The sequence below is a fragment of the Nonomuraea antimicrobica genome (assembly GCF_039536965.1).
Classification (GTDB): domain Bacteria; phylum Actinomycetota; class Actinomycetes; order Streptosporangiales; family Streptosporangiaceae; genus Nonomuraea; species Nonomuraea antimicrobica.
In genome coordinates this window covers 1-23,887 of sequence record NZ_BAAAZP010000238.1, presented here as the reverse complement: position 1 = coordinate 23,887, position 23,887 = coordinate 1, and the positions used below count along the sequence as shown (strand labels likewise).

The following is a 23,887-nucleotide window of genomic DNA, read 5'->3' as shown; positions in this document are numbered from 1 at the left end:
GGGTGCCGTACGGGCCAGAGCGCTTGCCGCTCCGGATGTGGACTACTTCTTACCGGGCTTCTTCTTACCGGCGACGGTCTTCTTCTTGCCCTTACGGGTGCGCGCGTTGGTCTGCGTGCGCTGACCGTGCACGGGCAGGCCCTTGCGGTGCCGGATGCCCTGGTAGCAACCGATCTCGATCTTGCGTCGGATGTCGGCCTGGACCTCGCGGCGCAGGTCACCCTCGATCTTGTAGTTCGCCTCGATGTAGTCACGCATCGGGACGAGCTCGGTGTCGGAGAGCTGGTGCACGCGAAGGTCGCCGCTGACACCGGTGGCCTGGAGAATCTCCTGGGCGCGGGTGCGGCCGATTCCGTAGATGTAGGTGAGAGCGATCTCCAGCCGCTTTTCGCGGGGGAGGTCGACGCCAACCAGGCGAGCCATGGTCGGGCATTCTCCTTCGTTTCGGCGGAGGTCTTGCGCCGCACTACCCCTCCCCAATGCCCGGGGTGAGGGCCCCGGCCTCCGACCGGGGGTCTCCCGAGCGGTTCGAGCCCCTGATGGGCCCGCCTGCTCGGGTGTGAGACGCGAACACTGATGCAGGCTCCTCATGCGTCGAGCCCGCTCCCTGACGGGGCGGACTCGGAGAAGCCTTGCGGCGACTAACCCTGACGCTGCTTGTGGCGCAGGTTGTCGCAGATCACCATGACGCGACCGTGCCGGCGGATCACCTTGCACTTGTCGCAGATCTTCTTGACGCTCGGCTTTACCTTCATTGTCCTTCGTGTCCTCAGACGTCTTTACTTGTATCGGTAGACGATCCGCCCACGACTGAGGTCGTAGGGGCTCAGTTCAACAACAACCCGGTCGTCAGGAAGAATCCGGATGTAGTGCATCCGCATTCGTCCGCTGATGTGGGCCAGGACCTTATGGCCGTTGTCGAGCTGCACCCGGAACATGGCGTTCGGGAGCGATTCGACCACAGTGCCCTCGATCTCGATGGCGCCGTCTTTTTTGGCCAAAATTCCTCGCGTTTCACTGATCGATCGTCTGAGGCTCCGGTTCACTACGCAGCCGCGACCTTCACGCTTCGAAGAGAGCGACGATCAGCAAAGACCGCCGACGCGTGATAGTCATAGTGAGCCGACTAAGGAGTGTACGACACCTGAGCCCAAAACGCGAAACGCGTGCCAGGTGTCCTGACACAACCATCAAACAGTTTACCCTACGCGCCGAGCCCGAGGCACCGGAGCGCCGCGGCCCGCCGCTAGGAACGCTTCGGCTGGTTGTTGCCGAAGATGGTGCTCATCAGCAGGATCACGCCCCACGGGCCCATGACCCACAGCGGCCACGGATAAACCATGTCGCTCGACGTGACGCTCACGATCAGCCAGATCACCCAGTTGACCCCGCTGGCCACGGCCCAGGCTCCCCAGGCCGCCCGCATGCCCGAGTGCAGATCCCGCTTCTCGGTGGCCTTGACGGGCAGGTGGCGCAGGTCCACGTCGGGAAGGTCGGACGTCAGCCTGGCCAGCTCACCATAGGTCTTGCTCTGGTAGAGCTGTTCCAGCCGCTCGTTGAACTCGTCCATCGTGATGCGGCCCTGCGCGGTGTGCTCACGAAGGATGGCGGCGACACGATCGCGGTCGGCGTCGGAGGCACGCATCTCGGGGCTGTTCGCCATCCCACCCACTCCCGGTTAGTCCTGAGGTTGAGCCAGACGCCCTTCGCCCCCATCTAGGGCGGTAAGCACCCAAGGACCATTATGTGTCACGGCAACGCTGTGTTCGAAGTGTGCGGAGTGCTTCCCGTCGATCGTCACGACGGTCCAGTCGTCGGCCAGTACGCGGGTCCGCTCGGTGCCCAGGTTGACCATCGGCTCGATGGCCAGGCACATGCCCTCTTCCAGCACCGGGCCGCGGCCGGGCTTGCCGTGGTTGGCGATCCACGGGTCCATGTGCATCTCGGTGCCGATGCCGTGGCCGCCGTACTCGGGAGGGATGCCGTAGCGGCCCTGGCGCCTGACGTACCGCTCGACCTCGTGGCCGATGTCGGACAGGTGCCGGCCGGGCCTGAGCGCGGCGATGCCGTGCCACATGGCCTCCTCCGTCACCCGCATCAACTCGGTCAGCTTCGGGTCCACCTCGCCGACCGGGACCGTGATGGCGGAGTCGCCGTGCCAGCCCTCCAGGATCGCGCCGCAGTCGATGGAGATGAGGTCACCCTCGCGCAGCTTGCGGACGTCGGTCGGGATGCCGTGCACGACCTCGTCGTTCACCGACGCGCAGATCGTCGCGGGGAAGCCCTGATAGCCCTTGAACGACGGGATCGCGCCCTCGTCCCTGATCGCCTTCTCGGCGATGACGTCGAGGTCGAGCGGCGTCATGCCGGGCTCGACCGAGCGCCTGAGCAGGTCGAGCGTGCGGCCCACCACCAGCCCGGCCGCCCGCATCTTCTCGAGCTGCTCCGGCGACTTGATCTGAATGCCGTGTTTATTCCGTTTGAACATCTTCAGCCCCCCCTGGGTCTCAACGGGCCACGATGGGAGCCCAATTCCCCCACAATAGCCGCGAGGTGGCACGGAAACCCGTGCCACCTCCGCGAATCGGTGCGTACCCGGCTAACCCACAAAGGGCCCAGCTACTCCATGAACGGCCGGATCGCGTCCATGGCCCGCTGGGTGATCTCTTCGACCGGCCCGGTCGCGTCGACGCCCACCAGGATGCCCTCGTCGGCGTAGTAGGAGACCAACGGGGCCGTCTGCACCTGGTAGACCTCCAGGCGGTGCCTGACGGTCTCCTCCTTGTCGTCGTCACGCTGGAAGAGCGCGCCCCCGCACGCGTCACACTTGTCGTCCTTCTTGTCGTCGAACTCGACGTGCCAGATGCGGCCGCACTGGCTGCAGGTGCGCCGGCCGGCCAGCCGCCTGACCACCTCGTCGTCGTCGACGACCAACTCGAGTACGACGTTGAGCGCCTGGCCCCAGTCCTTGAGCATGTCGCGCAGGATCTCGGCCTGCGCGACGTTCCTCGGGAAGCCGTCGAGCAGGAACCCGTATTGCGCGTCGTCCTCGGACAGACGGTCACGGACCATGGCGATGGTGACCTCGTCGGGCACCAGATCGCCACGGTCCATGTAGGTCTTGGCCAGCTTGCCAAGGTCCGTGCCACCCGAGACGTTGGCACGGAAGATGTCACCTGTCGAGATCTTCGGGATGGACAGGTTCGATGCGATGTACTGGGCCTGTGTCCCCTTACCCGCTCCGGGGGGCCCGACCAGAACGAGACGCACTACCGCAGGAAGCCTTCGTAATTACGCTGCTGCAGTTGGCTCTCGATCTGCTTCACCGTGTCCAGACCGACGCCTACCATGATCAGAATGCTCGTCCCTCCGAACGGGAAGTTCTGGCTCGCACCGGCCACCGCCAGCGCGACGATCGGGACCATGGAGATCAGACCCAGATAGAGCGCGCCGGGCGCGGTCAGACGGGTGAGCACGAAGTTCAGGTATTCAGCCGTCGGACGGCCGGGGCGGATGCCCGGAATGAAACCACCGTACTTCTTCATGTTGTCGGCGACTTCAGTGGGGTTGAACGTGATGGACACGTAGAAGTACGTGAAGAAGATGATCAGCAGGAAGAACGTGGTCATGTAGATCGGCGTGTCGCCCGTGGCCAGGTTCTGCGAGATCCAGGTGATCACCACGTTGTCGCTCGTCGAGAAGAGCGAGGTGATGAGCTGCGGCAGGTAGAGCAGCGAGGACGCGAAGATGACCGGGATGATGCCGGCCTGGTTGACCTTCAGCGGGATGTAGGTGGAGGTGCCGCCGTACATCCTGCGGCCGACCATGCGCTTGGCGTACTGGACCGGGATGCGCCGCTGCGCCTGCTCGACGAAGACGACCGCCGCGATCATGAAGATGCCGACCACCATGACCACCGCGAAGGTGAACTTGTTGGCCTGGAAGATGTTGGCCAGCTCGGACGGGAAGACCGCGACGACCTGGGTGAAGATCAGGATGGACATGCCGTTGCCGACACCGCGGTCGGTGATCAGCTCACCGAGCCACATGATCACCGACGTACCGGCGGTCATGATGACCACCATCGTCACGATCATGAAGATGTTGTCCGGGTCGAGCAGGACTTCCTGCTGACAGTTCGGGAAGAGCTGGCCGGTACGGGCCAACGCGATGAAGGCGGTCGACTGGAGGATGGCGAGCCCGATGGTCAGATAACGCGTATACTGCGTGATCTTGGTCTGGCCGGCCTGGCCCTCCTTCTTCAGCGCCTCGAGACGCGGGATCACCACGACGAGTAGCTGCAGAATGATGCTTGCGGTGATGTACGGCATGATGCCCAGCGCGAACACCGAAAGCTTCAGCAGCGCACCGCCGCTGAAGAGCTGGACCATCCCGTAGATATTGCCGCTTGTGCCACTACGGGCCTGGTCGAAACAGGCGGCGAGGTTCTGGACGTGGACTCCCGGGGTCGGCAGAACCGATCCGAGACGGAAAAGCGCGATGATGCCCAGGGTGAAGAGCAACTTCTTGCGCAGGTCCGGTGTCCGGAACGCCCGGGTAAACGCGGTCAGCACGGTCCCTCCTGCGCGCCTTTACGGCGGTGTGAGTTAGCGATGGTGCGGGGATCTGCCATCTGAAGTCTCATGTCAAACGAGCCGGACAGAAGCCTGCCGTCTCGCGAACTCTAACGCACTACGGGCGTGGGGGCCCATTGTCAAAGCCCCCACGCCGCGTAATAGCTCTTACAGCTCGGTAACGGAACCACCGGCAGCGGCGATCTTCTCCTTCGCGGTGGCCGAGAAGGCGTGCGCCTGCACGGTGACCGCGACCGAGATCTCGCCGGTGCCGAGCACCTTCACGAGCTGGTTCTTGCGAACAGCACCCTTGGCGACCAGCGCCTCGACGGTGACCTCGCCACCCTCGGGGAACAACTCGCCGATCCTGTCGAGGTTGACGACCTGGTAGGTCGTCTTGAACAGGGCGTTGGAGAAGCCCTTGAGCTTCGGCAGACGCCTCTGCAGCGGCACCTGGCCACCCTCGAAACCGAGGGGGACCGTCGTACGGGCGTGGCTGCCCTTGGTGCCGCGACCGGCCGTCTTGCCCTTCGACGCCTCGCCGCGACCCTTGCGGATCTTGGGCCTGTTGGCGCCGGGAGCGGGACGCAGGTCGTGAATCTTGAGCGGAGCCTTGTCAGTCATGACTAGTCGACCTCTTCCACCTCGACGAGGTGCGTCACCACGGAGACCATCCCGCGAATCTCGGGCCGGTCCTCCTTGACGACGACGTCGCCGATTCGCTTCAGGCCAAGCGAACGCAGCGAGTTACGCTGGTTCTGCTTGCCACCGATCTTCGAGCGAACCTGAGTGATCTTCAGGCGTGCCACGACTAGCTCACCGCCTTCGCCGCCGCGGCCTCGGCCAGACCTTCGGCGCGAGCCTTGAGCATGGCGGGCGGGGCGACGTCCTCGATCGGCAGGCCACGGCGGGCGGCGATCTCCTCGGGCCGCGACAGGCCCTTCAGAGCCGCCACGGTGGCGTGCACGATGTTGATCGGGTTGTCGGAGCCGAGCGACTTGGACAGCACGTCGTGGATGCCCGCGCACTCCAGCACCGCGCGCACCGGGCCACCGGCGATGACGCCGGTACCGGCCGAGGCCGGACGCAGGAAGACGACCCCGGCCGCCTCCTCGCCCTGCACGGTGTGCGGGATCGTGCCCTGGATGCGAGGCACCTTGAAGAAGTGCTTCTTCGCCTCTTCGACACCCTTGGCGATGGCCGCGGGGACTTCCTTGGCCTTGCCGTAGCCGACGCCGACCAGTCCGTTGCCGTCACCGACGATGACGAGGGCGGTGAAGCTGAAGCGACGACCACCCTTCACGACCTTGGCCACTCGGTTGATCTTCACTACGCGCTCGATGTACGAGACGCCCTTCTCGGCGGCGCCGCCGCGGCGGTCGTCACGACGGTCCCGCCGCTCGCCACCGGTGCCGCCACCGCGACGCGGAGCTGCAGCCATCAGTGGTTCCTCATCTCAGTTGCCATCATTTGCGTTCCCCGGGCCCGCATCAGAACTCGAGCCCGCCCTCGCGCGCGCTGTCGGCCAGCGCCGCGATCCGACCCGCATACCGGTTGCCGCCGCGGTCGAAGACGACTGCGGTGATCCCGGCTTCCTTGGCCCGCTGAGCGAGGAGCTCGCCGACCTTCTTCGCCTTCTCGGTCTTGTCGGCCTCCATCGCACGCAGGGTGGCGTCCATGGTGGAGGCGCTCACCAGCGTGTGGCCGACGGAGTCGTCCACGATCTGGACGAACAGGTGACGAGACGAGCGGTTGACGACCAGGCGCGGACGCTCCGACGTACCGACGACGAACTTGCGGACGCGGCGGTGACGGCGAGCCCGCGAGACGGTGCGGGCAGCCGTGTGCTTGCTGAACGCAGTCTTCGGAGCCATGCCTACTTACCAGCCTTTCCGACCTTGCGGCGGATCTGTTCGCCCTGGTAGCGCACGCCCTTGCCCTTGTACGGGTCAGGCTTGCGCAGCTTGCGGATGTTGGCCGCGACCTCGCCGACCTTCTGCTTGTCGATGCCGTCCACGTGGAACAGGGTCGGCTTCTCGACGCGGAAGGTGACGCCCTCGGGGGCGTCGACGATGACCGGGTGACTGAAGCCCAGCGAGAACTCCAGTTGCCTCGGGCCCTTGGCCTGGACGCGGTAACCCACGCCGACGATCTCAAGGCTCTTGGAGTAGCCCTGAGTGACGCCCTGCACCATGTTGGCGATCAGCGTCCGGGACAGGCCGTGCAGGGCACGCACCTTGTTCTCGTCGTTCGGGCGGGAGACGGCGACCGCGCCGTCGTCGTCGCGCCCGACCTTGATGGGCTCGGCGACCGTATGAGTGAGCGTGCCCTTCGGGCCCTTGACCTGAACATCCTGGCCGTCGATCGTGATGTCCACGCCATTCGGCACAGGGATGGGCAGCCGTCCGATTCGCGACATGCTGTGTTCCTCCCCTCTACCAGACGTAGGCGAGGACTTCCCCGCCCACACCACGCTTGCCGGCCTGCTTGTCCGTCATGAGACCGTGGGACGTCGAGATGATCGCGACGCCCAGTCCGCCCAGGACTCGAGGCAGGTTGTCCTTCTTCGCATAAACCCGCAGACCGGGCTTGGAGACCCGGCGCAGGCCCGCGAGCGAACGCTCACGGGTCGGCCCGAACTTGAGCTCCACCACGAGGTTCTTCCCGACCTTGGCGTCTTCGACGGTCCAGGCCTGGATGTAGCCCTCCTGCTGGAGGATCTCGGCGATGTGCGCCTTGATCTTCGAATACGGCATCATCACGCTGTCGTGGTATGCCGAATTCGCGTTGCGCAGACGAGTGAGCATGTCTGCGATCGGGTCGGTCATCGTCATGGCCAGTGGCCTTCCTCGCCGCGGTTTCCAGTCGGCCAAGCAGCGCTCTGCCGGTGGACCTTCGGCGCGGTCACGGACGCGGAGTGCGTCCTGTTATCTATGGAAACTTGAAAGCCCGTGTGGGCGGCACAGGGCCGCCCACCAGGTTACCTACCAGCTCGACTTGGTGATGCCGGGCAGCTCGCCCCGGTGCGCCATCTCGCGGAAGCACACGCGGCACAGCCCGAACTTGCGGTAGACGGCGCGCGGCCGGCCGCAGCGCGAGCATCGCGTGTACGCCCGGACCTCGAACTTCTGCTTGCGCCCCGCCTTGGCGATCAGCGACTTCTTCGCCATTGGTCAGGCCTCCTTGAACGGGAAGCCGAGGAGCTTCAGCAGCGCCCGGCCCTGGTCGTCGTTCTTCGCGGTGGTCACGATCGTGATGTCCATGCCCCGCGGCCGGTCGACCTTGTCCTGGTCGACCTCGTGGAACATGACCTGCTCGGTCAGGCCGAACGTGTAGTTGCCGTTGCCGTCGAACTGCTTGGGCGACAGGCCGCGGAAGTCCCGGATACGGGGCAGGGCCAGCGCCAGCAGGCGGTCGAGGAACTCCCACATGCGGTCGCCGCGCAGCGTGACGTGCGCGCCGATCGGCATGCCCTCGCGCAGCTTGAACTGGGCGATGGACTTACGCGCCCGGACGACGGCCGGCTTCTGGCCGGTGATCACGGTGAGGTCGCGGACGGCGCCCTCGATCAGCTTGGAGTCGCGAGCGGCCTCGCCGACACCCATGTTGACCTTGATCTTCGTGAGCGCCGGGACGTCCATGACGTTCGCGATGCCGAACTGCTCGCGGATCTGGGCCGCGATCTCCTCGCGGTACTTCGTCTTCAGCCGCGGCGTCGGACGCTCGGTCTCGGTGGTCGTGGCGGTCATCAGCTATCCCCACCCGTCTCCTCGGCGCCGCCTTCTGCCTTCTGCTCGGCGGGCTTCTTGTCGGCGGGCTTGTCGTCCTTGAGCTTCTTCACGTTCGAGACGTGGAGCGGCGCCTCCATGGACTGCACGCCGCCGGTCTTGGCGCCGCGCGGACCCTGGTGGGTCTCCTTGGAGTGCTTCTTGATCATGTTGACGCCCTCGACCACCACGCGGCTCTCGCGCGGCAGAGCGGCGATCACCCGGCCCTTGGCGCCCTTGTCCTTGCCGGCGATGACCTGGACCAGGTCACCCTTCTTCACGTGCAGCTTCGACATCACAGCACCTCCGGGGCGAGCGAGATGATGCGCATGAACTTCTTGTCGCGCAGCTCGCGGCCGACCGGGCCGAAGATGCGGGTGCCACGAGGGTCACCGCTGTCCTTGATGATGACCGCGGCGTTCTCGTCGAAGCGGATGTAGGAGCCGTCGGGCCGGCGGCGCTCCTTGACCGTGCGGACGATGACGGCCTTGACCACGTCGCCCTTCTTGACGCCCGTGCTGCCGGGCAGCGCGTCCTTGACAGTGGCGACTATGACGTCGCCGATACCGGCGTAGCGTCGGCCCGAGCCACCGAGAACGCGGATGCAGAGAATCTCCTTCGCACCCGTGTTGTCGGCGACCTTGAGCCGCGACTCCTGCTGGATCACGTCTTACTCCTGTTAGTCGCGCCGGTTCTCATCTCTGAGCCTGGCGGAACCCGTCATTGTCTTGTTCCCACGGCCACAGCGCCCCTCGGGGCGCCGCACCGCAGGCGACGCGAGACCGGGCGGCCTCGCGTCCTTGGACACCGTCATGGGGGCTCTGAGAGCCCCCACGAGGCGCGGTATATCCGAGAGCGCCTACTTGGCCTTCTCGAGGATCTCCACGACCCTCCACCGCTTGGTGGCGGAGAGGGGGCGGGTCTCCATCAGCAGCACGCGGTCGCCGACGCCGCAGGCGTTGGCCTCGTCGTGTGCCTTGTACTTGGTCGTACGGCGGATGACCTTGCCGTACAGACGGTGCTTCACCCGGTCCTCGACGGCGACGACGACGGTCTTGTCCATCTTGTCGCTGACGACGAGGCCCTCGCGGACCTTGCGGAAGTTCCGCTGGCCCTGCTCGGCAGCCTCGGGGGTGGTCTCAGTGGTCTCGGTCTCAGCCATCGCTCGTCTCCTTCTCGACCGTGACGATGCCCAGCTCGCGCTCGCGCATCACGGTGTAGATACGGGCGATCTCGCGGCGGACGGCACGCAGCCGCCCGTGGCTCTCCAACTGACCGGTCGCCGCCTGGAAGCGGAGGTTGAACAGCTCCTCCTTCGCCTCCTTCAGCTTCTGGACGAGGGTGTCCTCGTCCTCGAGCCGCAGCTCGCCGGCGGTCAGGCCCTTAGCCATCACGCCTCACCCACTTCACGCTTAACGATCTTGCATGTTGAGTAAGCGCTGCATCGGGAGCTTGTGGTTCGCGCAGCGAACATCAGGCGTCACCCACTTCGCGCTTTACGATCTTGCACTTCATCGGCAGCTTGTGAATCGCGCGCTGAAGTGCCTCACGAGCGATCGGCTCCGCCACGCCCGACAGCTCGAACATCACGCGTCCGGGCTTGACGTTGGCGATCCACCACTCCGGCGAACCCTTACCGGAACCCATGCGGGTCTCGGCCGGCTTCTTCGTGAGCGGACGGTCGGGGTAGATGTTGATCCACACCTTGCCGCCACGGCGGATGTGACGGGTCATGGCGATACGGGCCGACTCGATCTGGCGGTTGGTCACGTACGAGTGCTCAATCGCCTGAATGCCGAACTCGCCGAACACGACCCTGGTGCCGCCCTTGGCGGCTCCGCTGCGGTCAGGCCGGTGCTGCTTGCGGTGCTTGACCCTGCGCGGGATCAGCATGGTCAGCTCCCTTCAGCACCCGGCTGAGCAGCCGGGCCGGTCTCGGGGGCGGCCTGCGCGGCCGCCTCGTTACGGGGGGCGCGGCCGCCGCCACCACGACGGGGACGGTCACCGCCACCGCGACGGGGACGGTCACCGCCACCGCCACGGCGGTCGTCACGCTCGCGACGCTGACCGGCGCGGGCGCCGGCGGCGGCCGCCTCGCGCTCGGCGCGGCTGGTCGGAGCCTCGCCCTTGTAGATCCAGACCTTCACGCCGATGCGGCCGAAGGTCGTACGGGCCTCGTAGAAGCCGTAGTCGATGTCCGCGCGGAGCGTGTGCAGCGGCACCCGGCCCTCGCGGTAGAACTCCGACCGCGACATCTCGGCGCCGCCCAGACGACCGGAGCACTGGACACGGATGCCCTTGGCGCCGGACTTCATGGCCGACTGCATCGCCTTGCGCATGGCACGGCGGAACGAGACACGGCTGGACAGCTGCTCGGCCACGCCCTGCGCGACGAGCTGCGCGTCGATCTCCGGGTTCTTGACCTCGAGGATGTTGAGCTGGACCTGCTTCTTGGTCAGCTTCTCCAGGTCACCGCGGATGCGGTCGGCCTCGGCGCCGCGTCGGCCGATCACGATGCCCGGACGCGCGGTGTGGATGTCCACCTGCACGCGGTCGGTGGTGCGCTCGATCTCGACCTTGGAGATGCCGGCCCGCTCCATGCCCTTCTGCAGCATGCGGCGGATCGCCACGTCCTCGGCGACGTACGACTTGTACAGCTTGTCGGCGTACCACCGGCTCTTGAAGTCGGTCGTGATGCCGAGGCGGAACCCGTGCGGGTTAACCTTCTGGCCCACTATCGGGTCCTTCCCTTCGGCTCGCGGGACTCCACGATCACGGTGATGTGGCTCGTCCGCTTGTTGATCCGATAGGCGCGACCCTGTGCACGCGGGCGGAACCGCTTCAGCGTCGGGCCCTCGTCGACCCAGGCGCGGCTCACGAAGAGCGTGCTGGGGTCGAGATCGAAGTTGTGCTCCGCGTTCGCCATCGCGCTGCTGAGCACCTTGTAGATCGGCTCGCTCGCCGACTGGGGAGCGAACTGCAGCACGGCCTGCGCCTCCGAAGCGGGCAGCCCGCGAATAAGGTCCACCACACGGCGGGCCTTGAGGGGCGTGACACGGACGAACCGCGCCTGAGCCCTGGCTTCCATCGCCTTCTCCTACTTCCGGGACGCTTACCGCCGGCTGCGGCGGTCTTCCTTGACGTGGCTGCGGAACGTCCGCGTCGGGGCGAACTCTCCGAGCTTGTGACCGATCATCGACTCGGTGATGAACACCGGGACGTGCTTGCGGCCGTCGTGCACGGCGATCGTGTGCCCGAGCATGTCGGGGACGATCATGGAGCGCCGCGACCACGTCTTGATGACGTTCTTGGTCCCCTTCTCGTTTTGGACATCCACCTTCTTCTGCAGGTGGTCGTCCACGAAGGGACCCTTCTTAAGGCTACGTGGCATCTCGGCTGCTCCTACCGCTTCTTCCTCTTGCTCCGACGTCGGATGATCAACCGGTCGCTGGCCTTGTTGGCCTGACGGGTGCGGCCCTCGGGCTTGCCCTTCGGGTTCACCGGGTGGCGACCACCGGAGGTCTTGCCCTCACCACCACCGTGCGGGTGGTCGACCGGGTTCATCGCGACACCACGAACGGTCGGGCGCTTGCCCTTCCACCGCATACGGCCGGCCTTGCCCCAGTTGATGTTGGCCTGCTCGGCGTTGCCGACCTGGCCGACCGTCGCCCGGCAGCGCACGTCCACCAGGCGCATTTCACCGGACGGCATACGCAGCGTGGCGTACTGGCCTTCCTTGGCGAGCAACTGGATCTGCGCGCCCGCGGAGCGGCCGAGCTTGGCGCCGCCGCCCGGACGGAGCTCCACCGCGTGGATGAAGGTACCGGTCGGGATGTTGCGCAGCGGCAGGCAGTTGCCCGGCTTGATGTCGGCAGCGGGGCCGTTCTCGATACGGTCGCCCTGCTTGAGGCCGGTCGGCGCGATGATGTAGCGCTTCTCGCCGTCGGCGTAGTGGAGCAGAGCGATGTTGGCGGTGCGGTTGGGGTCGTACTCGATGTGAGCGACCTTGGCCGGGATGCCGTCCTTGTCATGCCTACGGAAGTCGATGATCCGGTAGGCGCGCTTGTGACCGCCGCCCTGGTGGCGCGCGGTGACTCGGCCGTGTACGTTGCGGCCGCCCTTGCTGTGAAGGGGCGCAAGCAGCGACTTCTCGGGCGTGCTGCGGGTGATCTCGGAGAAGTCCGAGACACTCGATCCGCGGCGACCCGGGGTCGTCGGCTTGTACTTACGGATGCCCATCTTTTTCGTTCATCCTTCGTCGGTTACATGGGTGAGCCCGCCGCACCGAAGCGCGACGGTCTCAGCCCCGCGCGGGCCGTACGGTCCGCACTCACTTCTCTGGCCGCTCAGCCGATCTGACCGAAGATGTCGATCCGATCGCCCTCCACCAGGCTCACGATCGCGCGCTTGGTGTCGGGACGCTTGCCGAAACCGGTACGGGTGCGCTTGCGCTTGCCCTGCCGGTTGATGGTGTTCACGCTGGTGACCTTGACCCCGAAGATCTGCTCGACGGCGATCTTGACCTGGGTCTTGTTCGCGGTCTTCCTCACCAGGAACGTGTACTTGTTGTGCTCATCGATCAGGCCGTAGCTCTTCTCGGAGACGACCGGCTTGATGATGATGTCGCGCGGGTCGGCGATCTTCTCCATCAGGCGTCTTCCTTCCCGCCACTCAGTCGCGTGACGACCTGGTCGTACGCCTCCTGGGTGAAGACCACGTCGTCGTGCACGAGCACGTCGTAGGTGTTGAGCTGCCCGGCGTCCAGCAGGTGGACCTCGGGCGCGTTGCGCAGGCTCAGCCAGGTCAGCTCGTCGTCGGAGTCGACCACGACGAGGACCCGCGGAGCCTGGGTGATCTTGCGCAGGGCCTGCAGGGCGGCCTTGGTCTTGGGCGTCTCGCCCGAGACCAGGGAGTTCACCACGTGCACGCGACCGCCGCCGGCCCGGTCGGACAGGGCGCCGCGCAGGGCGGCGGCCTTCATCTTCTTGGGCGTACGCTGCGCGTAGTCGCGCGGCACCGGGCCGTGGACGACGCCACCGCCGGTGAACTGCGGCGCCCGGGTCGAGCCCTGGCGGGCGCGGCCGGTGCCCTTCTGGCGGTATGGCTTCTTGCCGCCGCCGGAGACCTCACCACGGGTCTTGGCCTTGTGGGTGCCCTGCCGGCGAGCGGCGAGCTGGGCCACGACCACCTGGTGGATCAGCGGAATGTTGACCTTGGCGCCGAAGACGTCTTCGGGCAGGTCAACCGTGCCGGCCTTCGCGCCGCTGGCGTCGAGGACGTCGATAGTGGTGCTCACTTGGATGCCCCCTTCTTGGCGGCGGTGCGGACGAGGACCAGGCTGCCGTTGGCGCCGGGGATCGCACCCTTGATCAGGATGAGACCGTTCTCGACGTCGACGGAGTGAACCTTGAGGCTCTGCACGGTGGTGCGGACGTTACCCATCCGGCCAGCCATGCGCAGACCCTTGAATACGCGGCCCGGGGTGGCGCAGCCACCGATGGAACCCGGCGAACGGTGCTTGCGCTGCGTACCGTGCGACGCGCCCAGACCACCGAAGCCGTGCCGCTTCATGACACCGGCGAAGCCCTTGCCCTTGCTCTTGCCCGTCACGTCGACGAACTGGCCGGCCTCGAAGGTGTCGGCCAGCAGCTCCTGGCCCAGGGTGTAGTCGCTCGCGTCGTCGGTGCGGATCTCCGCGAAGTAACGGCGCGGGGTGATGTCGTGCTTACGCAGGTAGTCGCCGAGCGGCTTGTTGACCTTCCTGGGGTCGACCTGCCCGAAGCCGAGCTGGATGGCGGAGTAGCCGTCCTTGTCGGCGGTGCGGACGCGGGTCACCACGCACGGACCGGCCTCGACCACGGTCACCGGAACCATCCGGTTGTCCGCGTCGAAGACCTGGGTCATGCCGAGCTTCTTGCCCAGGACGCCCTTGATCGTCTTAGCCATGTCAGTGCGTTCCCTCAGAGCTTGATCGAAATGTCGACACCCGCAGGGAGGTCGAGCCGCATGAGCGAGTCGACCGTCTTGGGGGTCGGGTCGATGATGTCAATCAGCCGCTTGTGCGTGCGCATCTCGAAGTGCTCGCGGCTGTCCTTGTACTTGTGCGGCGAGCGGATGACGCAGTACACGTTCTTCTCGGTCGGCAGCGGCACCGGGCCCGCGACCTTCGCGCCAGTCCGCGTCACCGTCTCGACGATCTTCTTGGCCGAGCTGTCGATGACCTCGTGGTCATAGGCCTTAAGCCGGATGCGGATCTTCTGTCCCGCCATAGTGGCCTCGGTGTCCTTCGCTGTCGTCTGAAAAAGTATCGTGCGGCCTGTTGCCGCTGGTGTTCACGCGGGCGAAAGCCCGCATTTACCCCACGAGGCAGACGAAGTCGAACTGCCTTTTCTTCCGTGATCCGGCAGTGACTTCGGTCACGTGTCACCACAGCCGGCCGAAGCTACTGCTGGATCACGGCGCCTTTCATGGGGCCTGTTCACGAGTGCGGCGGTCGGTCCCGGAACCCGAGGCCGACCGCCGCCCCGACGATCTAGCTACTTGAGGATCTTCGTGACCCGACCGGCACCGACGGTGCGGCCACCCTCACGGATCGCGAACTTGAGACCTTCCTCCATGGCGATGGGCTGGATCAGCTCAACGCGCATCTCGGTGTTGTCGCCCGGCATGACCATCTCGGTGCCCTCGGGGAGGTTCACCACACCGGTCACGTCAGTCGTACGGAAGTAGAACTGCGGGCGGTAGTTGTTGAAGAACGGCGTGTGGCGGCCGCCCTCGTCCTTGGACAGGATGTAGACCTGACCGTTGAACTCGGTGTGCGGGGTCGTCGTGCCCGGCTTGATGATGCACTGGCCGCGCTCGACGTCGTCGCGCTTGATGCCGCGCAGCAGCAGGGCGGCGTTGTCACCGGCGTGACCCTCGTCGAGCATCTTGTTGAACATCTCGATGCTGGTGACGGTGGTCGTGGTCTTCTCCGGCTTGATGCCGATGATGTCGACCTGCTCGTTGACCTTGACGATGCCACGCTCGATACGGCCGGTGACGACCGTGCCGCGACCGGTGATCGAGAAGACGTCCTCGACCGGCATGAGGAACGGCTTGTCCGTCTCACGCGGCGGCTCGGGCACGTTCTCGTCGACGGCGTTCATCAGCTCGACGATGCTGTCGGCCCACTTCTCGTCGCCCTCGAGAGCCTTCAGGGCGGAGACGCGTACGACGGGCAGGTCGTCGCCGGGGAACTCCTGAGCGGACAGGAGCTCACGGACCTCGAGCTCGACCAGCTCGAGGATCTCCTCGTCGTCGACCATGTCGGCCTTGTTGAGCGCCACGACGATGTAGGGGACGCCGACCTGGCGGGCCAGGAGGACGTGCTCCTTCGTCTGCGGCATCGGGCCGTCGGTGGCGGCGACCACGAGGATCGCGCCGTCCATCTGAGCCGCACCGGTGATCATGTTCTTCACGTAGTCGGCGTGACCGGGGCAGTCCACGTGAGCGTAGTGGCGCTTCTCGGTCTGGTACTCGACGTGCGCGATGGAGATCGTGATGCCGCGAGCCTTCTCCTCCGGCGCCTTGTCGATCTTGTCGAACGGGGTCGCCTTGTTGAGCTCGGGGAAGCGGTCGTGGAGCACCTTGGTGATCGCCGCGGTCAGCGTGGTCTTGCCGTGGTCGATGTGCCCAATGGTGCCGATGTTCATGTGCGGCTTGGTCCGCTCGAACTTGGCCTTAGCCACTGGTTCTCTCCTTGAGAATCTGACTGACTTTCGTCTACACACTCGGGCCCGGGAACTCCCGAACCCCTTGGCGGCGGGGTGGCTCTCACCACCCCACCAGGGACCAGGACAGAAGCCTGGTCCGGCCGCTCACGCGGTCGGACCGGAAACTACTCGCCCCGGGCCTTCGCGACGATCTCCTTGGCGATGCCCGGAGGCACCTCCGCGTAGGAGTCGAACTGCATGCTGTAGCTCGCGCGTCCCTGCGTCTTGCTACGCAGGTCACCCACGTAGCCGAACATCTCAGACAGCGGCACGAGCGCCTGGACGACCTTGGCCCCGGCCCGGTCGTCCATCGCCTGGATCTGCCCGCGGCGACCGTTGAGGTCACCGATGACATCACCCATGTAGTCCTCGGGCGTGGTGACCTCGACGGCCATCATCGGCTCGAGGAGCACGGCGTCCGCCTTGCGCGCGGCCTCCTTGAAGGCCATCGAGCCAGCGATCTTGAACGCCATTTCCGAGGAGTCCACGTCGTGGGCCGCACCGTCGGTCAGCGTCACCTTCACGCCGACCATCGGGTAACCGGCCAGCACGCCGAACTCGGCGGCCTCCTGGGCGCCGGCGTCGACCGACGGGATGTACTCCCTCGGGACGCGGCCACCGGAGACCTTGTTCTCGAACTCGTAGCCGTCGTTGCCCTCGCCCAGCGGCTCCAGATTGATGATCACCCGCGCGAACTGACCGGAACCACCGGTCTGCTTCTTGTGGGTGTAGTCAATCTTCTCCACCTTGCGGCGGATGGTCTCGCGGTAGGCGACCTGCGGACGGCCGACGTTGGCCTCGACCTTGAACTCGCGGCGCATACGGTCGACGAGGATCTCCAGGTGAAGCTCGCCCATGCCCCAGATGACCGTCTGACCGGTCTCCTCGTCACGACGGACCTGGAAGGACGGGTCCTCCTCGGCCAGCCGCTGGATCGCGGTCGACAGCTTCTCCTGGTCGCCCTTGGTCTTGGGCTCGATGGCGACGTTGATGACCGGAGCCGGGAACGTCATCGACTCGAGCACGACCTGGTTGGACGGGTCGGACAGGGTGTCGCCGGTCGTGGTGTCCTTCAGACCCATGACCGCGACGATCTGGCCGGCGATCGCCGTCGGGCGCTCCTCGCGCTTGTTGGCGTGCATCTGGTAGATCTTGCCGATCCGCTCTTTCTTGCCCTTCACAGAGTTGACGACCTGTGAACCGGTCTCGAGCGTGCCCGAGTAGACGCGGATGTAGGTGAGCTTGCCCAGGTGCGGGTCACTGGCGATCTTGAAGGCCAGAGCGGAGAACGGCTCCGTCGGGTCCGCGTGCCGCTCGATGACCTTGTCCTCGTGACCGACCGCGTGGCCCTTGAAGGCCGGGATGTCGGTCGGGGCCGGAAGGTAGGCGACGATCGCGTCGAGCAGGGGCTGCACACCCTTGTTCTTGAACGCGGTGCCGCACAGGACCGGGTTGATGGCGCTGGCCAGCGTGGCGCGGCGGATGGCCGCGACCAACTGCTCCTCGGTGGGCTCGGTGCCCTCGAGGAAGAGCTCCATCAGCTCGTCGTCGTTCTCGGCCACGGTCTCGATGAGCCGGTCACGCCACTCACGGGCGGCCTCGGCGTGGTCGGCCGGGATGTCGACGGTGTCGTACATCTCGCCCTTGGCCGCCTCGGCGCTCCAGATGAGGCCCTTCATCCCGATGAGGTCGATGACGCCCTTGAAGTCGGCCTCAACACCCCACGGAAGCTGGATCACAGCCGGGCTCGCACCCAGACGGCTGATCATCATGTCGACGCAGCGATGGAACTCCGCGCCGACACGGTCCATCTTGTTCACGAAGCAGATGCGCGGGACGTCGTAGCGGTCGGCCTGACGCCACACCGTCTCCGACTGCGGCTCGACCCCCGCGACGCCGTCGAACACGGCGACGGCACCGTCGAGCACGCGGAGCGAACGCTCCACCTCGATGGTGAAGTCGACGTGACCCGGGGTGTCGATGATGTTGATGGTGTGACCGAGCCACTCGCAAGTCGTCGCGGCAGACGTGATCGTGATGCCGCGCTCCTGCTCCTGCTCCATCCAGTCCATCGTGGCAGCGCCCTCGTGGACCTCACCGATCTTGTAGTTGATACCGGTGTAGAACAGGATTCGCTCGGTCGTGGTGGTCTTGCCCGCGTCGATATGGGCCATGATCCCGATGTTTCGGACCTTGGCCAGGTCAAGAGCGGTCTGGGTGGCCACTTCTCTCGCGTCCTCGTCGTCTCGTCGAACCCACTACCAGCGGTAGTGAGCGAAGGCCTTGTTGGACTCGGCCATCTTGTGGGTGTCCTCGCGCTTCTTCACGCTCGCCCCGAGGCCGTTGCTGGCGTCGAGGAGCTCGTTCATGAGGCGCTCGGTCATGGTCTTCTCGCGGCGGGCGCGGGAGTACTGCACCAGCCAGCGCAGGGCCAGGGTGGTGCTGCGCGCCGCGCGCACCTCGACCGGCACCTGGTAGGTCGCGCCACCGACGCGACGGCTGCGGACCTCGAGGGTCGGCTTGACGTTGTCAAGCGCGCGCTTCAGGGTGACGACCGGGTCGTTGCCGGTCTTCTCCCTGCAGCCCTCGAGGGCGCCGTAGACGATCGACTGCGCGATGGAACGCTTGCCGTCGAGGAGCACCTTGTTGATCAGGGCGGTCACCAGCGGCGAGCTGTAAACCGGGTCAGCCATGAGCTGACGACGGCCAGGAGAACCCTTACGAGGCATGGTTAGCTCTTCTCCCTCTTCGCGCCGTAGCGGCTACGGGCCTGCTTGCGGTTGCGGACACCCTGGGTGTCGAGCGAACCGCGGATGATCTTGTAGCGAACACCGGGCAGGTCCTTCACACGACCGCCACGCACGAGCACGATGGAGTGCTCCTGCAGGTTGTGACCCACACCGGGGATGTAGGCCGTGACCTCGATGCCGTTCGTGAGTCGAACGCGGGCCACCTTGCGCAGTGCCGAGTTGGGCTTCTTCGGGGTCGTGGTGTACACGCGCTGGCAGACGCCGCGGCGCTGCGGACTCCCCTTGAGGGCAGGAGTCTTGGTCTTGGAGACCTTGTCCTGCCGGCCCTTACGGACCAACTGCTGAATAGTGGGCACTGCCACTCCGTTTCGTGCCTTGGCCGGTACTACGTCATGGATCTTGCGTTTTCGCAGGCGCTGCCGGTGTCATGACCTGCTGGTTTCTCTTGTCTCGGTGCCCCCGCGCTCGGGCGTGTCGCGCTACTGCGCAGACACATCCGCGAGGATTACGAGCCAGGAAGCCGTCCTGCGCCCAAACTGAGCGCACGGCCGAGAGCCCGCTACAAGACGGGCACGATGTCCAAGACTACCCAGGCCCATGCGACACGTCAAAACGGCGCGACAAAGACGGCAAGCCTTGTCGCTCTGGGTCGCCTGGGACTGTTCATCCAGCCCATCTACAGCTCCGAGGTCATGATATAGCCCCTTGGAGTGTTCCGCTCCCCACATCGCAAACCGCCATCCACCCGTAACCCGTCCTTGCCGTGTCGCTCAACCCTCCGTCGCCGGAGGACCGCCGGAAGACCGCCCGAGACGGCCACGGACGCGTCCGTACGCCGTCACGTCCGTCCCCAGGACGTTCTCCGGCGGCCCCGCGAAGCCGAGACAGGCCCACGGGTCCACGGGCCGCAAACGCGACGCGCCCGGGACCTCTCGCGACGAGAGACCCGGGCGCGTCACCTAACGGCGACTAGGACTTCACCGGTTGTACTGGCCGAAGTCGTACTCCTCCAGCGGCACGGCCTCGCCGCTGCCGGTGCCGAAGGTGTAGTCGGCCGCCGTGCCGTCGTAACCGCCGACGGTGTACATGGCGGCCTTGGCCTCCTCGGTCGGCTCCACCCGGATGTTGCGGTACTGCGGCATGCCGGTGCCGGCCGGGATGAGCTTGCCGATGATGACGTTCTCCTTCAGGCCGAGGAGCGAGTCGGACTTGGCGTGGATCGCCGCGTCCGTCAGCACCCTGGTCGTCTCCTGGAAGGAGGCCGCCGACAGCCACGACTCGGTGGCCAGCGACGCCTTCGTGATGCCCATGAGCACCGGACGGCCGGCGGCCGGCGAGCCGCCCTCCGCCACCGTCTCGCGGTTCATCAGCTCGAAGCGCGGCCGCTCCACGAGCTCGCCGGGCAGCAGGTCGGTGTCACCGGACTCCAGCACGTTCACGCGCTTGAGCATCTGCCGCACGATGATCTCGATGTGCTTGTCGTGGATCGACACACCCTGCGACCGGTAGACCTGCTGGACCTCCGCCACCAGGTGCAACTGCACGGCCCGGGGGCCGAGGATGCGCAGCACCTCGTTGGGGTTGACCGCACCGGCGACGAGCTGCTGCCCGACCCCGACGCGCTGCCCGTCCTGCACGAGCAGGCGCGAACGCATCGACACCGGGTAGGCGATCTCCTCCGACCCGTCGTCGGGGGTGACGACGATCTTCCTGGTCTTGTCGGTCTCGTCGATCCGGGCCCGGCCCTCGGCCTCGGAGATCGGGGCGACACCCTTGGGGATGCGCGCCTCGAACAGCTCCGTGACACGGGGCAGACCGTGGGTGATGTCGGCGCCGGCCACACCACCGGTGTGGAACGTACGCATCGTGAGCTGCGTGCCGGGCTCACCGATCGACTGGGCGGCGATGATGCCGACCGCCTCGCCGACGTCCACGAGCTTGCCGGTGGCCAGCGAGCGGCCGTAGCAGGTCGCGCAGACGCCGATCTTGGCCTCGCAGACCAGCGCGCTGCGGGTGCGCACGGTCTCGACCCCGGCCTCGACCAGTTTCGTCACGTGGATGTCGTTGATGTCGACACCCGCCGGGACGACGATCTTGCCGTCGACCTCGACGTCCTCGGCCAGGATGCGGCCGTGCACGTTGGACTCGGCGTTCTCCGCCTTGACCAGGTTGCCCGTCGCGTCGCGGTCGGCCACGTTCAGCGGGACCGCGCGGTCGGTGCCGCAGTCGATCTCGCGGACGATGACGTCCTGCGCCACGTCGACCAGACGACGGGTCAGGTAACCCGAGTCGGCGGTACGCAGCGCGGTGTCAGCCAGACCCTTCCGCTGACCGTGGGTGGAGATGAAGTATTCCAGCACCGACAGGCCCTCGCGGAACGAGGCCTTGATCGGCCGCGGGATCGTCTCACCCTTGGTGTTGGACACCAGGCCGCGGATGCCGGCGATCTGCCGGACCTGCATCTTGTTACCACGGGCGCCGGAGTTGACCATCATCCAGACCGGGTTGGTCGCCGGGAAGGCGTTGACCATGTCGGTCTCGACGTCGGCCGTGGCGTGCGTCCAGATCTCGATGAGCTCCTGGCGGCGCTCCTCGTCGGTGATCAGACCGCGCTCGTACTCGCGCTGGACCTTGTCGGCCCGGCGCTCGTAGTTTTCCATGATGTCGGTCTTGTTCGGGGGCGCGACGACGTCCTCGATCGAGATGGTGACACCGGAGCGGGTCGCCCAGCGGAAGCCGGCGTCCTTGAGCGCGTCGAGCGAGGCGGCCACCTCGATCTTGGGGTAGGTCTCCGCCAGCTCGTTCACGATCGTGGACAGCTGCTTCTTGCCGACCTGGAAGTCGACGAAGGGGTAGCTGTCCGGCAGCGTCTGGTTGAACAGGCACCGCCCGAACGTGGTCTCCAGCCGGATCGAGTCGCCCTGCTCCCAGCCCTCGGGGGCCACCCACTCGCGCGGCGGCAGGACGTCCTTCATCCGGAGCTGGATCTTCGCCTGGATCTCCAGCTCGCGGCGGTCGAAGGCCATCTGCGCCTCGGCGATCGAGCCGAACACGCGGCCCTCGCCCAGCGCGCCCTCCTTCATGGTCGTCAGCCAGTAGAGGCCGATGACCATGTCCTGGGTGGGCATGGTGACGGGCTTGCCGTCGGCCGGCTTGAGGATGTTGTTGGTCGAGAGCATCAGGATGCGTGCCTCGGCCTGGGCCTCAGCCGACAGCGGCAGGTGCACGGCCATCTGGTCGCCGTCGAAGTCCGCGTTGAACGCGGTGCAGACGAGCGGGTGGATCTGGATGGCCTTGCCCTCGACGAGCTGCGGCTCGAACGCCTGGATGCCCAGGCGGTGGAGCGTCGGAGCGCGGTTGAGCAGCACCGGGTGCTCGGTGATGACCTCTTCGAGCACGTCCCACACCACGGGGCGGGCGCGCTCGACCATCCGCTTGGCCGACTTGATGTTCTGGGCGTGGTTGAGATCGACCAGCCTCTTCATCACGAACGGCTTGAACAGCTCCAGCGCCATCTGCTTGGGCAGACCGCACTGGTGCAGCTTGAGCTGCGGGCCGACGACGATGACCGAACGGCCGGAGTAGTCGACTCGCTTGCCCAGCAGGTTCTGGCGGAAGCGGCCCTGCTTGCCCTTCAGCATGTCGCTGAGGGACTTCAGCGGCCGGTTGCCGGGACCGGTGACCGGGCGACCGCGACGGCCGTTGTCGAACAGCGCGTCGACGGCCTCCTGGAGCATCCGCTTCTCGTTGTTCACGATGATCTCGGGCGCGCCAAGGTCGAGCAGACGCTTGAGGCGGTTGTTCCGGTTGATGACCCGGCGGTACAGGTCGTTGAGGTCGGAGGTCGCGAACCGGCCACCGTCGAGCTGCACCATCGGGCGCAGGTCCGGCGGGATGACCGGGATGCAGTCGAGCACCATGCCGCGCGGCGAGTTGGTCGTGTTGAGGAACGCCGACACGACCTTGAGCCGCTTGAGCGCGCGGGCCTTCTTCTGGCCCTTGCCGCTGCGGATGGTCTCGCGCAGGTTTTCGGCCTCGGCGTCGAGGTCGAAGCTGATCAGCCGGTCCTGGATCGCCTGCGCGCCCATGCCGCCCTTGAAGTAGCGGCCGAAGCGGTCGCGCATCTCGCGGTAGAGCAGCTCGTCGCCCTCGAGGTCCTGGACCTTGAGGTTCTTGAAGCGGCTCCAGACCTCGTCGAGCCGGTCGAGCTCGCGCTGGGCCCGGTCGCGGAGCTGACGCATCTCGCGCTCGGCGCCCTCGCGGACCTTGCGGCGCTGGTCGCCCTTGGCGCCGGCGGCCTCCAGCTCGGCCAGGTCGGCCTCGAGCTTCTTCTGCCGGGACTCGACGTCGGCGTCGCGGCGCTGCTCGATGTGCTGCCGCTCGACGGAGATCTTCGCCTCCAGCGAGGGCAGGTCACGCTCACGCATCTCGGTGTCGACATGCGTGATCATGTACGCCGCGAAGTAGATGACCTTCTCCAGGTCCTTCGGGGCCAGGTCGAGCAGGTAGCCCAGACGCGACGGGACGCCCTTGAAGTACCAGATGTGCGTGACCGGCGCGGCCAGCTCGATGTGGCCCATCCGCTCACGACGCACCTTGGCCCGGGTCACCTCGACGCCGCAGCGCTCACAGATGATGCCCTTGAAGCGGACCCGCTTGTACTTGCCGCAGTAGCACTCCCAGTCGCGGGTGGGGCCGAAGATCTTCTCGCAGAAGAGCCCGTCCTTTTCCGGCTTGAGGGTGCGGTAGTTGATGGTCTCGGGCTTCTTGACCTCGCCGTGCGACCACTGACGGATGTCGTCGGCCGTCGCCAGCCCGATCCGAAGCTCGTCGAAGAAGTTGACGTCCAGCATTTGTGCGATCTCCCCCTCAGACTTCTTCCACGCTGCTCGGCTCACGCCGGGACAGGTCGATCCCGAGCTCTTCCGCGGCGCGGAAGACGTCCTCGTCGGTGTCGCGCATCTCGATGGACATGCCGTCGCTGGAGAGCACCTCGACGTTGAGGCACAGCGACTGCATCTCCTTGATGAGCACCTTGAAGG

At 66.2% G+C, this 23,887-nt stretch carries 33 protein-coding genes; all 33 read right to left on the bottom strand.

The genetic code is table 11. From position 1 onward, the window contains the following. Positions 1 to 42: 42 nt before the first annotated feature. A complete protein-coding gene (gene rpsM / locus ABD844_RS50110) occupies positions 43 to 423 on the bottom strand; it encodes a 30S ribosomal protein S13 (protein WP_138698169.1) in 381 nt (126 codons plus the stop codon). A gap of 218 nt (positions 424 to 641) precedes the next feature. After that, entirely contained in the window at positions 642 to 755 is a 114-nt protein-coding gene (rpmJ, locus tag ABD844_RS50105) for a 50S ribosomal protein L36 (RefSeq protein WP_003956441.1), read from the bottom strand. A gap of 24 nt (positions 756 to 779) precedes the next feature. Continuing rightward, positions 780 to 1,001, bottom strand: coding sequence for a translation initiation factor IF-1 (infA, locus tag ABD844_RS50100; RefSeq protein WP_012887858.1), 222 nt, complete (start codon positions 999 to 1,001; stop codon positions 780 to 782). Positions 1,002 to 1,246: 245 nt separating this feature from the next. Continuing rightward, complete coding sequence (locus ABD844_RS50095) at positions 1,247 to 1,663, bottom strand: DUF1707 SHOCT-like domain-containing protein (RefSeq protein WP_344896325.1); 417 nt, start codon at positions 1,661 to 1,663, stop codon at positions 1,247 to 1,249. Positions 1,664 to 1,678: 15 nt separating this feature from the next. Continuing rightward, the gene (gene map, locus ABD844_RS50090; protein WP_344896322.1) at positions 1,679 to 2,488 is read right to left on the bottom strand and encodes a type I methionyl aminopeptidase; all 810 of its coding nucleotides are present in this window, start codon (positions 2,486 to 2,488) and stop codon (positions 1,679 to 1,681) included. A gap of 131 nt (positions 2,489 to 2,619) precedes the next feature. Next, positions 2,620 to 3,270, bottom strand: coding sequence for an adenylate kinase (locus tag ABD844_RS50085; RefSeq protein ID WP_344896319.1), 651 nt, complete (start codon positions 3,268 to 3,270; stop codon positions 2,620 to 2,622). Continuing rightward, positions 3,270 to 4,574: a preprotein translocase subunit SecY gene (gene secY, locus ABD844_RS50080; protein WP_344896316.1), complete on the bottom strand. Its 1,305-nt coding sequence runs from the start codon at positions 4,572 to 4,574 to the stop codon at positions 3,270 to 3,272. Before secY ends, ABD844_RS50085 begins: the two co-directional genes overlap by 1 nt. Positions 4,575 to 4,742: 168 nt before the next feature. Further along, complete coding sequence (rplO, locus tag ABD844_RS50075) at positions 4,743 to 5,198, bottom strand: 50S ribosomal protein L15 (protein WP_344896313.1); 456 nt, start codon at positions 5,196 to 5,198, stop codon at positions 4,743 to 4,745. A gap of 2 nt (positions 5,199 to 5,200) precedes the next feature. Continuing rightward, positions 5,201 to 5,383, bottom strand: a complete 183-nt coding sequence (gene rpmD / locus ABD844_RS50070; protein ID WP_344896310.1) for a 50S ribosomal protein L30 — start codon at positions 5,381 to 5,383, stop codon at positions 5,201 to 5,203. Between the two features lie 2 nt (positions 5,384 to 5,385). Next, the gene (rpsE, locus tag ABD844_RS50065; protein WP_344896307.1) at positions 5,386 to 6,015 is read right to left on the bottom strand and encodes a 30S ribosomal protein S5; all 630 of its coding nucleotides are present in this window, start codon (positions 6,013 to 6,015) and stop codon (positions 5,386 to 5,388) included. A 49-nt stretch (positions 6,016 to 6,064) separates the two neighbouring features. Further along, positions 6,065 to 6,448: a 50S ribosomal protein L18 gene (gene rplR, locus ABD844_RS50060; RefSeq protein ID WP_344896304.1), complete on the bottom strand. Its 384-nt coding sequence runs from the start codon at positions 6,446 to 6,448 to the stop codon at positions 6,065 to 6,067. Positions 6,449 to 6,450: 2 nt separating this feature from the next. Next, on the bottom strand, positions 6,451 to 6,993 hold the full coding sequence (rplF, locus tag ABD844_RS50055) for a 50S ribosomal protein L6 (protein ID WP_344896301.1): 543 nt from the start codon (positions 6,991 to 6,993) through the stop codon (positions 6,451 to 6,453). A 16-nt stretch (positions 6,994 to 7,009) separates the two neighbouring features. Continuing rightward, positions 7,010 to 7,408, bottom strand: a complete 399-nt coding sequence (gene rpsH, locus ABD844_RS50050) for a 30S ribosomal protein S8 (protein ID WP_344896298.1) — start codon at positions 7,406 to 7,408, stop codon at positions 7,010 to 7,012. A 150-nt stretch (positions 7,409 to 7,558) separates the two neighbouring features. Next, the gene (locus tag ABD844_RS50045; RefSeq protein ID WP_020542298.1) at positions 7,559 to 7,744 is read right to left on the bottom strand and encodes a type Z 30S ribosomal protein S14; all 186 of its coding nucleotides are present in this window, start codon (positions 7,742 to 7,744) and stop codon (positions 7,559 to 7,561) included. Between the two features lie 3 nt (positions 7,745 to 7,747). Then, positions 7,748 to 8,323: a 50S ribosomal protein L5 gene (gene rplE / locus ABD844_RS50040; RefSeq protein WP_344896294.1), complete on the bottom strand. Its 576-nt coding sequence runs from the start codon at positions 8,321 to 8,323 to the stop codon at positions 7,748 to 7,750. Beyond that, positions 8,323 to 8,628 (bottom strand): 50S ribosomal protein L24, encoded by a 306-nt coding sequence (gene rplX, locus ABD844_RS50035; protein ID WP_344896912.1) that lies wholly within the window; start codon positions 8,626 to 8,628, stop codon positions 8,323 to 8,325. Before rplX ends, rplE begins: the two co-directional genes overlap by 1 nt. An 8-nt stretch (positions 8,629 to 8,636) precedes the next feature. Next, positions 8,637 to 9,008 (bottom strand): 50S ribosomal protein L14, encoded by a 372-nt coding sequence (rplN, locus tag ABD844_RS50030; protein WP_026214151.1) that lies wholly within the window; start codon positions 9,006 to 9,008, stop codon positions 8,637 to 8,639. 192 nt (positions 9,009 to 9,200) lie between these two features. After that, positions 9,201 to 9,503, bottom strand: coding sequence for a 30S ribosomal protein S17 (gene rpsQ / locus ABD844_RS50025; RefSeq protein WP_344896289.1), 303 nt, complete (start codon positions 9,501 to 9,503; stop codon positions 9,201 to 9,203). After that, positions 9,496 to 9,732, bottom strand: a complete 237-nt coding sequence (rpmC, locus tag ABD844_RS50020) for a 50S ribosomal protein L29 (protein WP_106253417.1) — start codon at positions 9,730 to 9,732, stop codon at positions 9,496 to 9,498. The genes rpsQ and rpmC overlap by 8 nt, the downstream gene beginning before the upstream one ends. Before the next feature lie 82 nt (positions 9,733 to 9,814). Next, a complete protein-coding gene (rplP, locus tag ABD844_RS50015) occupies positions 9,815 to 10,234 on the bottom strand; it encodes a 50S ribosomal protein L16 (protein WP_344896284.1) in 420 nt (139 codons plus the stop codon). A gap of 2 nt (positions 10,235 to 10,236) precedes the next feature. After that, a complete protein-coding gene (rpsC, locus tag ABD844_RS50010; RefSeq protein ID WP_344896281.1) occupies positions 10,237 to 11,076 on the bottom strand; it encodes a 30S ribosomal protein S3 in 840 nt (279 codons plus the stop codon). Further along, positions 11,076 to 11,429: a 50S ribosomal protein L22 gene (gene rplV / locus ABD844_RS50005; RefSeq protein WP_049572697.1), complete on the bottom strand. Its 354-nt coding sequence runs from the start codon at positions 11,427 to 11,429 to the stop codon at positions 11,076 to 11,078. The genes rpsC and rplV overlap by 1 nt, the downstream gene beginning before the upstream one ends. Positions 11,430 to 11,453: 24 nt before the next feature. Next, positions 11,454 to 11,732: a 30S ribosomal protein S19 gene (gene rpsS, locus ABD844_RS50000; protein ID WP_026214153.1), complete on the bottom strand. Its 279-nt coding sequence runs from the start codon at positions 11,730 to 11,732 to the stop codon at positions 11,454 to 11,456. An 11-nt stretch (positions 11,733 to 11,743) separates the two neighbouring features. Beyond that, positions 11,744 to 12,580 (bottom strand): 50S ribosomal protein L2, encoded by an 837-nt coding sequence (gene rplB / locus ABD844_RS49995; RefSeq protein ID WP_344896276.1) that lies wholly within the window; start codon positions 12,578 to 12,580, stop codon positions 11,744 to 11,746. 107 nt (positions 12,581 to 12,687) lie between these two features. Then, entirely contained in the window at positions 12,688 to 12,990 is a 303-nt protein-coding gene (gene rplW / locus ABD844_RS49990) for a 50S ribosomal protein L23 (protein WP_344896273.1), read from the bottom strand. After that, the gene (gene rplD / locus ABD844_RS49985) at positions 12,990 to 13,637 is read right to left on the bottom strand and encodes a 50S ribosomal protein L4 (RefSeq protein ID WP_344896270.1); all 648 of its coding nucleotides are present in this window, start codon (positions 13,635 to 13,637) and stop codon (positions 12,990 to 12,992) included. The genes rplW and rplD overlap by 1 nt, the downstream gene beginning before the upstream one ends. After that, positions 13,634 to 14,287: a 50S ribosomal protein L3 gene (rplC, locus tag ABD844_RS49980; RefSeq protein WP_344896267.1), complete on the bottom strand. Its 654-nt coding sequence runs from the start codon at positions 14,285 to 14,287 to the stop codon at positions 13,634 to 13,636. The genes rplD and rplC overlap by 4 nt, the downstream gene beginning before the upstream one ends. Positions 14,288 to 14,301: 14 nt before the next feature. Next, positions 14,302 to 14,610: a 30S ribosomal protein S10 gene (gene rpsJ, locus ABD844_RS49975; RefSeq protein WP_012887830.1), complete on the bottom strand. Its 309-nt coding sequence runs from the start codon at positions 14,608 to 14,610 to the stop codon at positions 14,302 to 14,304. 267 nt (positions 14,611 to 14,877) lie between these two features. After that, positions 14,878 to 16,071, bottom strand: a complete 1,194-nt coding sequence (gene tuf, locus ABD844_RS49970; protein ID WP_344896264.1) for an elongation factor Tu — start codon at positions 16,069 to 16,071, stop codon at positions 14,878 to 14,880. 149 nt (positions 16,072 to 16,220) lie between these two features. Then, a complete protein-coding gene (gene fusA, locus ABD844_RS49965) occupies positions 16,221 to 18,269 on the bottom strand; it encodes an elongation factor G (protein ID WP_425568803.1) in 2,049 nt (682 codons plus the stop codon). An 84-nt stretch (positions 18,270 to 18,353) separates the two neighbouring features. Further along, complete coding sequence (gene rpsG / locus ABD844_RS49960) at positions 18,354 to 18,824, bottom strand: 30S ribosomal protein S7 (RefSeq protein ID WP_020542314.1); 471 nt, start codon at positions 18,822 to 18,824, stop codon at positions 18,354 to 18,356. Between the two features lie 2 nt (positions 18,825 to 18,826). Continuing rightward, positions 18,827 to 19,201 (bottom strand): 30S ribosomal protein S12, encoded by a 375-nt coding sequence (gene rpsL, locus ABD844_RS49955; RefSeq protein ID WP_049572713.1) that lies wholly within the window; start codon positions 19,199 to 19,201, stop codon positions 18,827 to 18,829. A gap of 621 nt (positions 19,202 to 19,822) precedes the next feature. Further along, entirely contained in the window at positions 19,823 to 23,698 is a 3,876-nt protein-coding gene (locus ABD844_RS49950) for a DNA-directed RNA polymerase subunit beta' (RefSeq protein ID WP_344896254.1), read from the bottom strand. Positions 23,699 to 23,887 lie beyond the last annotated feature (189 nt).

Excerpts from the sequence above, each read along its gene's own strand:
- rpsM (WP_138698169.1), bottom strand. The coding sequence starts at position 423 with ATGGCTCGCCTGGTTGGCGTCGACCTCCCCCGCGAAAAGCGGCTGGAG.
- rpmJ (WP_003956441.1), bottom strand. The coding sequence starts at position 755 with ATGAAGGTAAAGCCGAGCGTCAAGAAGATCTGCGACAAGTGCAAGGTG.
- ABD844_RS50095 (WP_344896325.1), bottom strand. The coding sequence starts at position 1,663 with ATGGCGAACAGCCCCGAGATGCGTGCCTCCGACGCCGACCGCGATCGT.
- map (WP_344896322.1), bottom strand. The coding sequence starts at position 2,488 with ATGTTCAAACGGAATAAACACGGCATTCAGATCAAGTCGCCGGAGCAG.
- rplO (WP_344896313.1), bottom strand. The coding sequence starts at position 5,198 with ATGACTGACAAGGCTCCGCTCAAGATTCACGACCTGCGTCCCGCTCCC.
- rpsE (WP_344896307.1), bottom strand. The coding sequence starts at position 6,015 with ATGGCTGCAGCTCCGCGTCGCGGTGGCGGCACCGGTGGCGAGCGGCGG.
- rplR (WP_344896304.1), bottom strand. The coding sequence starts at position 6,448 with ATGGCTCCGAAGACTGCGTTCAGCAAGCACACGGCTGCCCGCACCGTC.
- rplF (WP_344896301.1), bottom strand. The coding sequence starts at position 6,993 with ATGTCGCGAATCGGACGGCTGCCCATCCCTGTGCCGAATGGCGTGGAC.
- rpsH (WP_344896298.1), bottom strand. The coding sequence starts at position 7,408 with ATGACGATGACCGACCCGATCGCAGACATGCTCACTCGTCTGCGCAAC.
- ABD844_RS50045 (WP_020542298.1), bottom strand. The coding sequence starts at position 7,744 with ATGGCGAAGAAGTCGCTGATCGCCAAGGCGGGGCGCAAGCAGAAGTTC.
- rplE (WP_344896294.1), bottom strand. The coding sequence starts at position 8,323 with ATGACCGCCACGACCACCGAGACCGAGCGTCCGACGCCGCGGCTGAAG.
- rpsQ (WP_344896289.1), bottom strand. The coding sequence starts at position 9,503 with ATGGCTGAGACCGAGACCACTGAGACCACCCCCGAGGCTGCCGAGCAG.
- rpmC (WP_106253417.1), bottom strand. The coding sequence starts at position 9,732 with ATGGCTAAGGGCCTGACCGCCGGCGAGCTGCGGCTCGAGGACGAGGAC.
- rplP (WP_344896284.1), bottom strand. The coding sequence starts at position 10,234 with ATGCTGATCCCGCGCAGGGTCAAGCACCGCAAGCAGCACCGGCCTGAC.
- rplV (WP_049572697.1), bottom strand. The coding sequence starts at position 11,429 with ATGGAAGCCAGGGCTCAGGCGCGGTTCGTCCGTGTCACGCCCCTCAAG.
- rpsS (WP_026214153.1), bottom strand. The coding sequence starts at position 11,732 with ATGCCACGTAGCCTTAAGAAGGGTCCCTTCGTGGACGACCACCTGCAG.
- rplB (WP_344896276.1), bottom strand. The coding sequence starts at position 12,580 with ATGGGCATCCGTAAGTACAAGCCGACGACCCCGGGTCGCCGCGGATCG.
- rplW (WP_344896273.1), bottom strand. The coding sequence starts at position 12,990 with ATGGAGAAGATCGCCGACCCGCGCGACATCATCATCAAGCCGGTCGTC.
- rplC (WP_344896267.1), bottom strand. The coding sequence starts at position 14,287 with ATGGCTAAGACGATCAAGGGCGTCCTGGGCAAGAAGCTCGGCATGACC.
- rpsJ (WP_012887830.1), bottom strand. The coding sequence starts at position 14,610 with ATGGCGGGACAGAAGATCCGCATCCGGCTTAAGGCCTATGACCACGAG.
- fusA (WP_425568803.1), bottom strand. The coding sequence starts at position 18,269 with ATGGCCCATATCGACGCGGGCAAGACCACCACGACCGAGCGAATCCTG.
- rpsG (WP_020542314.1), bottom strand. The coding sequence starts at position 18,824 with ATGCCTCGTAAGGGTTCTCCTGGCCGTCGTCAGCTCATGGCTGACCCG.
- ABD844_RS49950 (WP_344896254.1), bottom strand. The coding sequence starts at position 23,698 with ATGCTGGACGTCAACTTCTTCGACGAGCTTCGGATCGGGCTGGCGACG.